Source organism: Phytohabitans flavus, from assembly GCF_011764545.1.
In the GTDB taxonomy this organism is placed as follows: domain Bacteria; phylum Actinomycetota; class Actinomycetes; order Mycobacteriales; family Micromonosporaceae; genus Phytohabitans; species Phytohabitans flavus.
On the sequence record NZ_AP022870.1, the window covers coordinates 4205090 to 4217743 of the forward strand.

Genomic DNA, 12654 nt, shown 5'->3' on the forward strand with positions numbered 1-12654 from the left:
CACGAAGCCCACGCCCCGAATCTCGTTCGACTGCTACCGCGTGTACGCCTGGAACTCGGAGACCCGGACCTGGGTCGCGAACGGGCTCGCCGTCGCGCAGTCCGTCGCGGCCGCCGGATCCGCGTCCTGCTCACCGGCGTAGAGCGGGTTGCCGGTGCACTGGCTGGCCACCACCTCGAGGCGCAGGTGGGTGGCGGGCGTCGGGTCGAAGCGGAACTGCCGCAGGTTGAGCGACGGCGCGGTCGGCCGGAAGTTGCCGGACGGGAACGCGTCACTCGGGCTGCGGTACACCCGCCGCCAGCCGGCGCCCGCGGCGCAGTCGGCCTTCGTGGCATCGCAGGCCCACACCGCGAACGAGCGGAGCGCCGAGAACCGGTTCTGGGTGTTGGGGTCGGCGTCGCCGGTGATCGCCGGACGCAGCAGCGCGCTCACGTTGACCACGCTGACCCGCTGCGGCAGGTCACCGGCGAGGTCGACGGTGAGCGTACGGCCGGCCACGCCGTCGAGCGAGGCCCAGTTCGTACCCTCGGTCTCGTCGATCAGCTTGTCCACGTTGACACCCGGGCCACTCACCGTCGCGCCGCCGGCCGCCGAGGCCAGGTTGCGCGGCAGGTTGACCTTCAGATCCTGGGCGCGGCCGGCCAGGAAGAGCGAGGTGAACTTCCGGTGCCCGTACCCGGGACCGGCCGCCACCAGGTTGAACTGCTTGCCGCCGAGGATCTCGAACGTGTCGGGCAGGTCGGTCTCCGGATCGGTGTCGGCGACCGGCACGGCCCGCGCCTCGTAGTCACCCACGTACAGCCGGATCGGCGCGCCCTCGGAGTCGCCGAGCGGCCGGAGCGTGACGGTGGCGTTGTCCGCGTACGGGGAGGCGAAGCTCGGCACCGGGTCGGCGTCGTTCGGGCCGCTGGTGGCGTCCCGGCCCATGCCGGCCTGTGCGAACGCGTTCCACATCAGCTCCTGGTTGGCGCCGCCGAAGCGGACCAGGTCGGCGGCGAGCATGTTGTCCCGCATGTCCAGCATGCTGAACTGGCTGCCCGCCTGGAGCAGGAACGAGTCGAACATCAGCTGCGCCCAGCGCCGGTTGCCCGGGCAGGAGCTGGCCTCGACGAGGCCGTCGGCGCAGCGGGCCTGAAGCGACGGCGTGCCCTTGCCGTACCGGCCGATGAACGCCTCGCGCAGCCGCACCTGGGTGGCGCTCCAGATCTCGCCGTCGGCGTGCACCTGCTGGCCCACGAGGTCGTACCCGACGTCGGAGTAGTTGAGCGGGCTGCGGGTGGAGTCGTAGTTGCGGATGCCGTTGGCGGTGTTGCCGGTGACGTACGCGCCGGTGACGAACGGGCTGTCGCCGGGCGCCCGGAAGCCGTACTCGTACAGGTACTCGGCGGCGAGCAGGTCACCCCAGGACTCGCCCATCGCGCCGCCCTGCTGCGACCCGATGCCGGTGTCCGGACCGGCGATCATGCGGTTGGTGATCGCGTGCGTGTACTCGTGGCCGATCACCGTCATGTCGTAGTCGCCGTCGACGCACGGCGGGTACGCCCCACCGGCCTGCGGCTGCCACAGGAACATGTTGGTGGTCGGCGGGAGGCCGTCGCGGCCGGTGCCCTGGTTGGCGTTGTTGCGGCTGCCGCCGAGCGCGTTCGCCTGGGCGCGGCCGAGCTCCGGATCAGCGCCGAGCCCCTCGCCGGACACGTTGACCACCTGCATGTTCCAGGCCGACTCGGTGAAGCCGAGGTTGAACGACCAGTCGTGCATGCGGTTGTGCATCGCGAAGAGGTTGGCGATCGCCGCGTCGGCGTCGTTGCGCTGCGCGGAGGTGAAGACCGACGGGTTGCAGCGGGCCTGCCGCCACTGGTCCGTGAAGGGGTAGATGTAGTCCCGGTTGAGGCTCGGCGTCGCCGGTACGGCCGGGGTGCCGGCGCCGAGGCTGAGCGTGTTGTCGGCGGCGTTGCCGCGGGAGGTGAAGGTCGGCAGGCCCGTGGCGACGTCCACGTCCCAGGCCGCGCCGGTGTTGGGGTCGCTGACCGCCTTCACGCACCGCCCCTCGTCCTCCTGGCACCACAGCACGCGCGGGTCGCGCCCGGCGGTGATGCTGCCCGGCGGGGTGGACGGGAAGACCGCCCAGCGGGGGTTGTCCGAGTCGAAGTCGACGAGGTCCTCGCGGACCAGCACCTTGCCGGTACGACCGTCCACATAGGTCGTAACCGAGAGGGGATCGGCGGAGGCCGGGGAGGTGAGCGTTACCGCGTACGTGTCGCGCGGCCCGTCGGCCGGCGTCGGCACCGCGACCCGCTTGACGTCGCTCGTACCGACTCCCGCGCCGAGGCCGGCGTCCGCGCGGGCGATCGCCACCGCCTCCGCCTCGCTCAGCGTCGCCGCCTCGGGCGCGCTCGTGTCGCGGGACAGCGAGGAGGTGACCCGCAGGACCTTCCCAGCGCTGACCAGCACGGTGACCAGGCCGTCGTGGCCGGCGGGCAGGTCGCCGAAGCGCTGCCGCAGCGTCACGACCGTGCCGCTGCCCATCGGGCGGACCAGCAGCGGCTCCAGCGCGGCGACGGCCGCCTCGTCCAGGCCGAAGAGGTCGCGGTTGCCGGCCAGGTAGGCCCGGGCGGCCGCCTCGGCACCGGCGGGCAGGCCGGTCGCGAGCGGTTTGGCGGCGGTGCCGAGCGCGCTCGGCGTACCCAGCGCGTTGAAGCGGACATCGCCCAGCGCCCCGGCGCGGGCACGCTGTGAGGCGCTCGGGGCGACGGTGCCGCCGCGGTTGTCGAGGTCGCGGGAGTGGTGCTTCTCCCCGCGAGGCTGAGGTCGGGTGGCGCCGCGGGAGCAGCGGTCGCCGATCTGGAGAGGGCTGGCGGGCCAGCGAGGAATACGACGGCGGCGATCCATGCCGCGGCCACTTTGCGCACGACGGTCCCCTTGTCGATGCAGGTGTTTGCATGTGTGAATACTCGACGGCCCCTGGTGGGGCAAGGGCGCTCGCCCAGATGCACCATCTTCGATGGCCAAACATGCAGGTCAGAGCGGTGCCCGCAGGGTGGTATAGATCAAGCGGTATGGAATCCGGGGAGTTCTTTTCAGCGGATTTGCCCCTATACGTCACGCGAGCTGATCACGTCCCGGTCTTAAACCGATGTGTGGGAAAGGTCCCGATCGGCGCTCAGACCTGTCGCTGGGGCGTCACATGCGGTTAGGTGGGCAGGCAGAGGGGTATGAATCTGCCCTGCTCAACGGCGATCGGGATTGACGGCGATGAGCCTCAGCGCGGAGGTGGCGGCCATGGCGGGCACACAGGCGCCTATAGCGGTTGGTGTCAAGGATCTTGTGACGGACCTGGCCGCCGTGCGGATGGCCGCGGCAGAGGCGGCGGCTACTGGCCGCCCGTTGCACGTCGTGCGGGCGTTCACCTGGCCGCTTGAGCTGCCTCCCGGCGGCGACGGCGAGGAGCGCGAGCAAGCGGAGCGGATCGTGGCGGACGCCGCGGCGCAGGCCCGCGAGTGGCACCGTGACCTTGTCGTGGCGCCCGAGGTGATCGACGGCGACACGATCGAGGTGCTGCTGCGGGCGGCCGCGCGGGCCTCGATGCTCGTCATCGGCAGCGACGACCCGGAGGGGCCGGCCGACCCGACCGCGTCGGTGTCGTTCCAGGTGTCCGCGCGGGCGGCCGGGCCGGTGCTCTGCGTCCGCGGCACGGGTACACCCGACGGCCCGGTGGTAGTCGGCGTCGACGGCTCGCCGGACGCCCAGGTGGGGCTGGCGACCGCCGTCGAGGAGGCGCGGCGCCGCGAGGCCCCGCTTGTCGTACTGCACGCCGAGGGCGCAGCCTGCGCGGAGACCCACGCCGCCGCCGACCTGACGGTCGAGCACCGCCAGGTCGAGGGCCCGGCCGGCCGAGCGCTGATCGCCGCCTCCGCCGACGCCCAGCTCGTGGTGGTCGGCGCGCAGGGCGACCGCCCCACGCCACTCGGCCCAGTCACCCAGGCGGTGCTGCGACGCGCCGACTGCCCAGTCCTCGTGGCCCGCCGCCGGCATGCAGCCGCCCAGGCCCTGATCGCCGCGCCCCACCGGCCAGCCCGCCTAGGCTCATCCCGCGCCTGACGACCTCTGGCCGCCGAACGCCGGCCCGCGAGGGTCAAGGCTCCTAGACCCTCCATTCCAAGACCTGAGCTACCGCGACGTCCGCGGTGGTCAAGACCGCTGCTCCCGCGGCCTCACCCTCCGCGTTCCACACCCGTAGGCTGGCCTCGCCGACGGCGAGGCCACGGCCCCCATCCCGCGCGCCGCACAGAGCTGCCCGAATCTTGACCCTTTGGGGAAACCTATGTCGCTATGGCAGCAACAGATTTCCCCAAACCTGACCGACAAGGGTGCAACCATGGCTTTCGAGGCACAGGGCATCGGCGCGCTAGCCGTAATCGTCGCGACTTCGGCGCCGAGGCCGCCTCGTCGCTGCGCAACCCTGCGTCTCCCAAACCGCACTTGCTCTGCTTCCCTGGAGGAAGCACCGACGCGCGCCGCGTGCGGGGAAAGGCGTGCCATGATCGGCGCGCAGAATGCACCACCTCACTGCGAGCGTGTCGAGAAATTGCCCCTCCAGGGGCAATTTTTCGCCACAGACGACCAGAGCGCCCACCGATCAAGGGAAACCGTGCGGTCAGGGTTCGCCAGCTTTGCGCATCGCGCACGCCCAGCCGGGCCTCAACGTCGGGGCTCTATCATCGCGGCGGCGTCGGGTTGTATTGGATTGTGAACCGCGGAGGGTGAGGCTGCGGGAGCGACGGTCCGGACCACGACGAACGCCGCGGTAGCTCAATTCCGATGAAACCCGACTCCAAAAATCGCTAGGCGCGGCCGGCGTTGAGGACGTTTTCGAGGTCGAAGTTGATCGGCTCTTCGAGCTGCTCGTAGGTGCACGACCGCGGTTCGCGGTCGGGGCGCCAGCGGACGAACTGGGCCGTGTGCCGGAAGCGCACGCCCTCCATGTGGTCGTACCGCACCTCGACGACCCGCTCCGGGCGCAGCGGCGTGAACGACAGGTCCTTGCCCGCCGCCCACCTGCTCCCCTCGGAGTTGCGCGGCGTACGGTTTCCCTCCATCTGCTTGGCCCAGTCCCACGGGTGGCCTTCCCAGTCGGTGACCAGCGGCTGAAGCTCCTCGAAGAGCTCGGCCCGCCGCGCCATCGGGAACGCGCCGATCACGCCGACGCTGGCCAGCGTGCCCTCGGCGTTGTACAGGCCGAGCAGCAGCGAGCCGATGCGGTCCGGGCCGCTCTTGTGCACCCGGTATCCGGCCACCACGCAGTCCGCCGTGCGCTCGTGCTTGATCTTGAACATGGTCCGCTTGTCCGGCTCGTACAGCCCGTCGAGCGGCTTGGCGATCACCCCGTCGAGCCCGGCGCCCTCGAACTGGTGGAACCACCGCTGCGCCACCTCGCGGTCGGTGGTCACCGGCGTGATGTGTACCGGTGCCTTGGCCGGCGCGAGCGCCTCCTCCAGCGCGGCCCGCCGCTCGGCGAACGGGCGCTGCGTCCAGTCGGTGTCGCCGAGCGCGAGCAGGTCGAACGCGACGAAACGGGCCGGCACGGTCTCGGAGAGCATCTTGACCCGGCTGGCCGCCGGGTGGATGCGCTGCTGGAGCATCTCGAAGTCGAGGCGGTCGCCGGACTCCCCGATCAGGATGATCTCGCCGTCGATGACCGCGCGCTCCGGGAAGTTGGCCAGCACGGCCTCGACGACCTCCGGGAAGTACCGCGTCATCGGCTTCTCGTTGCGGCTGCCCACCTCCACCTCCGCCCCGTCCCGGAAGATGATCGAGCGGAAGCCGTCCCACTTCGGCTCGAAGCTCATCGCGCCCTCGGGCAGGCCCTTGACCGCCTTGGCCAGCATCGGCGGGACCGGCGGCATGATCGGGAGTCGCATGACCCCATTCTGGCGCGCATCGCGCGCGAGAGGTGCCCCGGTACGTAACCTGTGCTCGTGGACCGGGCCCGGCCACCGCGTTTCGGCGCGTTGCTGGCGTCGATCGTGGTGCTGTACATCCTGATCATCGCGCTCGGGCGCAGCACCGTCGCCGTACCGCTGCGGGTGCTCGTGCTCGCCGCGGCGCTGATGCTCGCCGCGCGCGTGGCGGGCCGTCGCGACCAGAGCCGGGCGGCACTGGCCGTGGCCTTGGCCGCCATCGTGCTCAGCGTCGTCGCGGTGACCGCCGGCGGCGACCGGCTGGCCACCGGCCTGACCAGCGCCGCGACGGTGACGCTGGCGTGCGCCACGATCGCGGCGACGGCCCAGACGGTCGTCCGGCGCGACCGCGTCGACATCCAGGCGGTGGCCGGCGCGCTGGCCACGTACCTGCTGCTCGCGCTCGTCTTCTCCAACCTCCACCAGCTGATCGCCGCGATCCTCGGCAACCCGTACCTGACGAATGTCGACCGGGCCGACGACGCGTCCGCGTTCCTCTACTTCAGCGTGATCACGCTGACCACGGTCGGGTACGGCGACATCGTGCCCGCCTCGAACGCCGCCCGCGCGATCGCGGTCGCCGAGGCGATCACCGGTCAGCTGTACCTGGTCTCCGTCGTGGCGGCGGTGGTGGCCCGGTGGCGACCCCGCGGCCAGGCATGATGTGCGCATGCCGATCCGGATCCTGGTCGTCGACGACGAACCGCAGATCGTCCGCGCCCTACGGATCAACCTGCGCGCCCGGGAGTACGAGGTCGACACCGCCGCCGACGGGGCCAGCGCGCTGCACGCCGCCGCCAGCCGCCACCCCGACCTCGTCGTGCTCGACCTCGGCCTGCCGGACATGGAGGGCGTCGAGGTGATCCGGGGCCTGCGCGGCTGGACCGAGGCGCCGATCATCGTGCTCTCCGGCCGCGCCGACAGCACCGACAAGGTGGCCGCGCTGGACGCCGGGGCGGACGACTACGTGACCAAGCCCTTCGGGGTGGACGAGCTGCTCGCCCGGATCCGGGCCGTGACCCGCCGCGTCAGCACCGGCAGCGGCGGGCAGCCGACTGTCCAAATCGGACAGTACACGGTGAACCTCGCGGACCGGGCGGTCACGGCCGAGGACGGCACACAGGTCCGGCTCACGCCGACCGAGTGGCACCTGATCGAGATCCTGGCCGCCAACCCCGGCAAACTGGTCAGCCAGCGACTCCTGCTCGAAAGGGTCTGGGGCCCGACCTATACCCGCGAAACAAACTACCTGCGCCAGTACATGGCCCAGCTACGCCGCAAACTAGAGCCCGACCCGTCCCACCCGCATTACCTACTGACCGAACCCGGCATGGGCTACCGCCTCCAACCGGGCGGGCTTCAGGGTTGATCAGGGACTTCGTGGAGCGGCGCGCCTCGAGAGCGTCAGCGGCGGCGGGTTCGCAGGGACTCGCCGATTGTGGGGAGGCTGATCATTTGAGTGGGGGCTGAGAGGGCGGCTCTTAGGCGGTCGTCCCTTGTTGGCGTTACTGCGCCGGGCGGGGGGTCCTCTGCGTGGGGAGGGCTTCGCGGATCAGCAGTTCGCGCCACTTCGCGGACTGTTCTTGGGCGGCGGTCAGTTCCTCGGCGCGGCGCAGCAGCTCGCGGTCGTCGGCGGCTCGCCGGCGCCGGCGGTTGCGCTCCGCCGCGTCACGGGCCACCTGCCGGGCCTGGGCGGCACCCCGGGACAGCGCCGGCGGCACCGCGACCCGGGTGCGCCGCAGCCACTCCTCGCGCGCCGCCTCCTGGGCCGCGACAACCTTGCGCCGGTTGTCGGCGATCTGCCGGTTGACCGGCGGCAACGGCCCGTCGTCGCCGTCGAGCCAGGCGCGCAGCCGCCGCTTGACGTACGCCTCGGTCATCTTGGGGTCGGCCGCCGCCGTGGGGATCTCACCCGCCTGGATTTCGCCGGTGGGCACGTGGTCCAGCGCGTACAGCACGTCGCGCGGCGTCCACCCCGCCTCGAACCACAGCTGGAGCAGCACCCGCAGGCGGTCGCTGCCCGCGCGGCGCAGCGTCGGCGAGACGTAGCAGAGCCATTCACAGGCCATCAGCTGCTCGGTGTACCCGTCCGGCACGTCGTGCATCGGCCACTGCGCGGGCGGCCGGCCGAGGGGGTGGCAGGCGCGGCACTTTCGCACGCCGTCGGCGTCGCGCACCATCCGGTCCCGCTGGTCACACCGCCCGCACCAGGTGCGCCGCCGGTACGGGTCGTCGTCGAGCGCGGCGAGCGGGTTGCACCGCTGGCACCGCCGCCCGTCCGCGGTGAGCCGGGTCCGCCGGTGGCACTCACCGCACCAGCGCCGCGCGTCCTCCACGGGCCCGGCGGCCGATGGGTGGCAGGCGCCGCAGGGCTGCCCCTCCGGGTCGACGCGGGTGTGCGGATCGCACGCGCCACACCACGGGGAACTCACCCCTACCGTTCTACACCGCACCGCCGCCGCGCTCGGCCAGTGTCCGGTATCTCCCGCTTCACGCGTGTCGGCGTGCTGATGGGTACCGTCCAGGGGTCATCACCGTGACAGGAGAGGATGCGCTATGACGAGCACGGATCAGCCGCAGGACGTACCGGGCGAGCGCCCGTCCTGGCTGGATCGCCTGGACGTCCTGGTGGGCCGGTGGGACACGGAGGCGGTCTTCGAGGCTGCCTTCATGGGGCCGGACAGCCAGGACACGAGGGCGCCCGGCAGTACGACCTTCGAGTGGCTCGCCGGGCACAGGTTCCTCCTCCAGCGCTTCACCAACGAGAATTCCGCCTTCCCGAGCGGCATCTCGGTCATCGGCGCCGGCCCGGTGACGGACACGTTCACCCAGCGGTACTACGACTCGCGCGGCGTCGAGCGGGTGTACCAGATGACCTTCGACGGCCGGGAGTGGACGCTCTGGCGCGAGTCACCCGGGTTCTGGCAGCGGTACACGGGCCTGCTCGCCGCGGACGGCACCGCGATCACCGGCGCCTGGGCTGCCTCCGCCGACGGCCAGGAGTGGCGGCACGAGTTCGCCCTCAACCACACCAGGAGCGCGGCCTACAACTAAGGCCTGTTTCAAAATCCTTGCCGGGCTGCGCTGGGTCCAGACGACGACCGGCGGCGCCGGGCGTAAGGCCACATACAACACCGGTATGCGACCTTGCGCCCGACTTGCCGGATCGCCGCCTGGACCTCGGCTCGCCTCGACAAATCTTTTGAAACAGGCCTTAAGGCACGGGCAGCGTGGCCGGGCTGTACGCCGCGCGGAAGAAGCCCCGGACCCGGCGGCGACCGAGACCCAGATTGTGCGCGAACGTGGTCGGCCGCCCGGGCGCGGCGGTGTCGAACGCGATGAAGATGTCGTCCCGGCGCCCGCGGTTCGGGTCGTACACCCGCAGCGTCACCCGGCTGCCCTCGGCGGTGTGGTCGAACGCCAGCACCTGGTGGTTGGCGGCCAGGTCACGCGGGTCGCGGGAGGCGACGGTGACCACGCCGAGCGGCACCGGCATGCCCCGCTTGAGGTCGGCCCGCACCTGCGGCCACTGCGTCCGGATCGTGCGCCAGGCCAGGCCGTGCTCGGTCAGCACCCGCCGCCCGAAGACGCGGAACGCGGTGTCGCCGTCGGGCAGGTTCATCCACTGGTAGTACTGGACCACGCCCGTGGGCAGGTGCCAGGAGTCGATCAGGCGCTCGACGATGAACTTGTACAGCCGCTCGCCCTGCGCCGGACGCTGGGTCGGCGGTGGCACCCCGACCCGCCAGTGGTCGAGGGCGGCGAAGGCCATGCCGCCACACAGGCCCGCCTTCGCGTCGCCCAGGCGCAGGTCGCCGAACGGGGTCGGCAGCACCACCGCAGGCTGGCTCGGCCAGGAGTTGTCGAACCCGAAGCCGTCCCGCGACGGCACGAACCTCTCCGCCATCACCACACGGTAGTGCCGCCGGCCGGAGGGCGCCGTCAGCTGGGCGACAGCTGACCCTCCCGGCCCGCGCCCGGTCAGAAGCCGGGGAACACCTTGCGGAGCAGGTCGAGGTCGGCCGCACCGGTGGCCTCGACGCCGGCGGGCGTGTAGCGGGGCGCGAACCGGCCGGAGACAAGCCGCAGCCAGGCCTCGGCGGGGAGGGTGAGCGTGCCGTCCGGCGCCTCCGGGGCGGCGAGGTCGACGCTGACCTGCTCGGCCAGGCTGAGCGTGAAGACCGACTCCGGCGCCGTCGTGGTGACCTGGAGTACCGCCTGCCGCCCGTCGAGCGCCTCGGGCTTGCTGGTCCAGGCGAGCAGCTCGGGCGCGGCGTTCAGCAGCAGCGGGGTGGCCTCCGCGGCGACCGTGGCGTGCTCGTCGGACCCGACCCGGACGTCCCACGTGTGCAGCGCCAGCTCGCTGAGCCGCATCCGCGCCGAGGTGGCCACGTCGACCGGCGCGGGCAGGAAGCCCAGGTCGACGAGGAGGCTCTCGCGGGTCGAGGCGTCGAGCGACTCGTACAGGGCGGTCAGTGCCTCGTTCGACACCAGGAAGCCGTCCGCGCGCTCGCGCCGGGACATCGCGTTCCACCTGTCCCACACCGCGAAGTTGAACTCCCGCCCCGGGTTGGGCTCGCCGTCGAGTGCGGCCCGCACTGTCGCCCGGCCGATCTCCGCGCCGCTGCCCAGGTGGCTGAGGACCTGCGAGATGTCCCATTCCGCCGAGCCCGACGGCCCGGCCAGGTGGTCATCGCTGAACCCGGACACCAGCGCGGCGAGGCTGTCGTGCCCGCTGCGCAGGGCGGCGATGACCGTGTCGGCGTTGCTCACGCTCTCCTCCAAAAATGATCGGCGCCCAAAGGCTACGCGCGGCGCAGCGAGCGGGTCAGACCGGCGGCGATGGTCGTCGCGAGCAACCAGCCGGCCGCGATCAGCAGGTACGCGAGCCATTGCTGGCCGCCCGACGGCTGGAACGCGCGCTCCTGGCCCAGGTCGACGATCGGCAGCAGCAGGTCCAGCGTGTAGACCACCGGCTGGAAGGCGACGTCGGGGCTGACCCGCGCCGGACGGTACCGGGCGTGCAGGACCGTACCGACCACGAGCAGCGCGAGCAGCCACGACGCCGCCCGCAGCGGGCGGTACCCGTAGCCGACCGTGACGTCCTGGAGCAGGCCCCACAGCCGCGCGTACCAGGCGCCGACCGCGGTCTGCCGGCGCTGCTTGGCCAGCAGCACGGTGCGTGACCGGGCGCCGTCGCCGAGGGCCTGGTAGACGGTGGCCAGCTGCTCGTACGGCTGGGGGCGGAAGCCGTCCGGGCCACGGTCCAGCCACGGCAGGCGGGCGTCGCCGTCACCCGGGGCTCCAGCACGTCGTAGCGGAGGCCGTCGAGGTCCAGTGTGGACGGCCAGGTGCGCGGGTCGTCGCGGAGGATGCCGACCGTGGCGTACCGCAGGTCGACCGCCCCTCCGGCGCGACCGCCCAGCGCAGCGCGAGCTCGGGTGTCTCCACCCGCCAGCAGGAGACGGCCTTCTCCCCGGCGCCCGTACTGTCGCCTTGTCGAAGCAGATCCGGCTGCCCGCCTTGGCGCCCGCGAGGCGTACCCGGCCGTCGGCGATAAAGCCGTCGCAGAGCTGGAGCAGCGCGCCGACCGTCAGCCCGTGTGCGGTCAGCGCGGCGCCGCCCGGGTTGCTCAGGTGCGCGCCTTCGAGGTGGACGGGGCCGGTGACCGTGGCGTCGAGCAGCGTCGTCTCACCCTCGACGGTGAGGCCGTGGCGACCGTCGAGCATGCCTTCGATCGTGACGAAGTCGGCGCAGAGCGCGACCGCGCCGGGGTTTCGCAGCGACGCCCCGTCCAGCCGCAGCGTGCGGACGATCCGCGCGCTCACCACCCGTACCTGCCCTCGGCGACGAAGCCGTCGTGCAGGTACAGGCCGCCGTCGAGGGTCGCGCGGCTGGCCCGGAACGCGACACCGCCGGGGTTGCGCACCGTCGAACGGCTGAACGACACCGCGGCGGCCACCCGCGCGTGCCGCAGCGTCACCTCGCCCTGGACCTCGGCCCACCGGCAGTAGAAGGCGGCCTCCACGCCGACGTTGTCGGCGTCCACCGCGCGGTCGCCGGGTGCGGCGGTGATGGTCACCTTGTCGAGGTCGGCCGTACCGCCGAGCCGGGCGTTGGTGATGGCGAGGCCGCCGGTCAGCCGGGCGCCGACCAGGACGAGGTCGCCGCCGATGCTGGCGCGGCGGGCGTGCACGGCCCACTCCGCGCCGTTGCCGCCGAGCACCGCGTCGGCCAGGAGCAGGCCGCCGGAGATCTGCGAACCGCCCAGCCGCACGCCGTCGCCGATGGCACAGCGGCTGAGCTGGAGGTGGCCGTCGACGCGCACGTTGGCGGCGCGGAAGCCGGGCATGCGGGAGCCGGCGAAGCTCGTGTGCGACATGCGCGCCCAGTACAGGTCCGGCGGCTCGTCGAAGTCGCACTCCTCCAGCAGCAGCGGGTGCCCCACTTCGGCGTAGGAGAGCCGCAGCTGGCCGGTGACCCGACCGGCGCGCAGGTGGACCGCGGCCGCCCGCCCGGGTGCCTCCTCGCGCAGCAGGGCGGCGACGACGTCGGCGCGCACGGCGGCGCCGGCCGCATCGACAGGCGTGCCGGCACCGAAGCCGTCCCACAGGGCCTGCTCGACGTCGGTGAGATCGGGGGGCGGCGGCACGTCATACATTGTGCGGTGTGAGTCGAGAGGCAGCCGAGCGGGCGG

At 72.3% G+C, this 12654-nt stretch carries 11 protein-coding genes; 4 read left to right on the plus strand and 7 right to left on the minus strand.

The features are described 5' to 3' along the window. Nucleotides 1-33: 33 nt before the first annotated feature. The gene (locus Pflav_RS18315) at nt 34-2889 is read right to left on the minus strand and encodes a M36 family metallopeptidase (RefSeq protein ID WP_173037234.1); all 2856 of its coding nucleotides are present in this window, start codon (nt 2887-2889) and stop codon (nt 34-36) included. A gap of 390 nt (nt 2890-3279) precedes the next feature. Here Pflav_RS18315 and Pflav_RS18320 point away from each other — a divergent pair, with 390 nt between their 5' ends. Then, nucleotides 3280-4098 (plus strand): universal stress protein, encoded by an 819-nt coding sequence (locus tag Pflav_RS18320; protein ID WP_173037235.1) that lies wholly within the window; start codon nt 3280-3282, stop codon nt 4096-4098. 743 nt (nt 4099-4841) lie between these two features. On the opposite strand, the gene Pflav_RS18325 is transcribed toward Pflav_RS18320, so the two are convergent. Next, a complete protein-coding gene (locus tag Pflav_RS18325; RefSeq protein WP_173037236.1) occupies nt 4842-5918 on the minus strand; it encodes an ATP-dependent DNA ligase in 1077 nt (358 codons plus the stop codon). Nucleotides 5919-5975: 57 nt separating this feature from the next. Between Pflav_RS18325 and Pflav_RS18330 the strand changes: the two genes are divergently transcribed. Then, entirely contained in the window at nt 5976-6620 is a 645-nt protein-coding gene (locus tag Pflav_RS18330) for a potassium channel family protein (RefSeq protein ID WP_173037237.1), read from the plus strand. Between the two features lie 7 nt (nt 6621-6627). Continuing rightward, nucleotides 6628-7326, plus strand: coding sequence for a response regulator (locus tag Pflav_RS18335; protein ID WP_173037238.1), 699 nt, complete (start codon nt 6628-6630; stop codon nt 7324-7326). 136 nt (nt 7327-7462) lie between these two features. On the opposite strand, the gene Pflav_RS18340 is transcribed toward Pflav_RS18335, so the two are convergent. Further along, nucleotides 7463-8389, minus strand: coding sequence for a hypothetical protein (locus Pflav_RS18340; protein ID WP_173037239.1), 927 nt, complete (start codon nt 8387-8389; stop codon nt 7463-7465). Nucleotides 8390-8513: 124 nt separating this feature from the next. On the opposite strand from Pflav_RS18340, the gene Pflav_RS18345 reads away from it, so the two are divergent. Further along, nucleotides 8514-9011 carry a DUF1579 family protein gene (locus Pflav_RS18345; protein ID WP_173037240.1) on the plus strand — a complete coding sequence of 166 codons (498 nt, stop codon included), beginning with the start codon at nt 8514-8516 and terminating at the stop codon, nt 9009-9011. Nucleotides 9012-9171: 160 nt separating this feature from the next. Here the strand turns inward: Pflav_RS18345 and Pflav_RS18350 are convergent, their stop codons facing one another. The 4 genes from Pflav_RS18350 to Pflav_RS18365 form a co-directional block, all read right to left on the minus strand. Next, entirely contained in the window at nt 9172-9864 is a 693-nt protein-coding gene (locus tag Pflav_RS18350; RefSeq protein ID WP_173037241.1) for a hypothetical protein, read from the minus strand. Nucleotides 9865-9938: 74 nt separating this feature from the next. Beyond that, nucleotides 9939-10730 (minus strand): maleylpyruvate isomerase family mycothiol-dependent enzyme, encoded by a 792-nt coding sequence (locus Pflav_RS18355; RefSeq protein WP_173037242.1) that lies wholly within the window; start codon nt 10728-10730, stop codon nt 9939-9941. A 32-nt stretch (nt 10731-10762) separates the two neighbouring features. Then, nucleotides 10763-11785, minus strand: a complete 1023-nt coding sequence (locus tag Pflav_RS18360) for a hypothetical protein (RefSeq protein ID WP_173037243.1) — start codon at nt 11783-11785, stop codon at nt 10763-10765. After that, on the minus strand, nt 11782-12609 hold the full coding sequence (locus Pflav_RS18365; protein ID WP_173037244.1) for a hypothetical protein: 828 nt from the start codon (nt 12607-12609) through the stop codon (nt 11782-11784). The genes Pflav_RS18360 and Pflav_RS18365 overlap by 4 nt, the downstream gene beginning before the upstream one ends. Nucleotides 12610-12654: the final 45 nt, after the last annotated feature.

Coding starts and splice junctions, on each gene's coding strand:
- Pflav_RS18325 (WP_173037236.1), bottom strand. CDS start 5,918: ATGCGACTCCCGATCATGCCGCCGGTCCCGCCGATGCTGGCCAAGGCG.
- Pflav_RS18350 (WP_173037241.1), bottom strand. CDS start 9,864: ATGGCGGAGAGGTTCGTGCCGTCGCGGGACGGCTTCGGGTTCGACAAC.
- Pflav_RS18345 (WP_173037240.1), top strand. CDS start 8,514: ATGACGAGCACGGATCAGCCGCAGGACGTACCGGGCGAGCGCCCGTCC.
- Pflav_RS18315 (WP_173037234.1), bottom strand. CDS start 2,889: ATGGATCGCCGCCGTCGTATTCCTCGCTGGCCCGCCAGCCCTCTCCAG.
- Pflav_RS18320 (WP_173037235.1), top strand. CDS start 3,280: ATGGCGGGCACACAGGCGCCTATAGCGGTTGGTGTCAAGGATCTTGTG.
- Pflav_RS18335 (WP_173037238.1), top strand. CDS start 6,628: ATGCCGATCCGGATCCTGGTCGTCGACGACGAACCGCAGATCGTCCGC.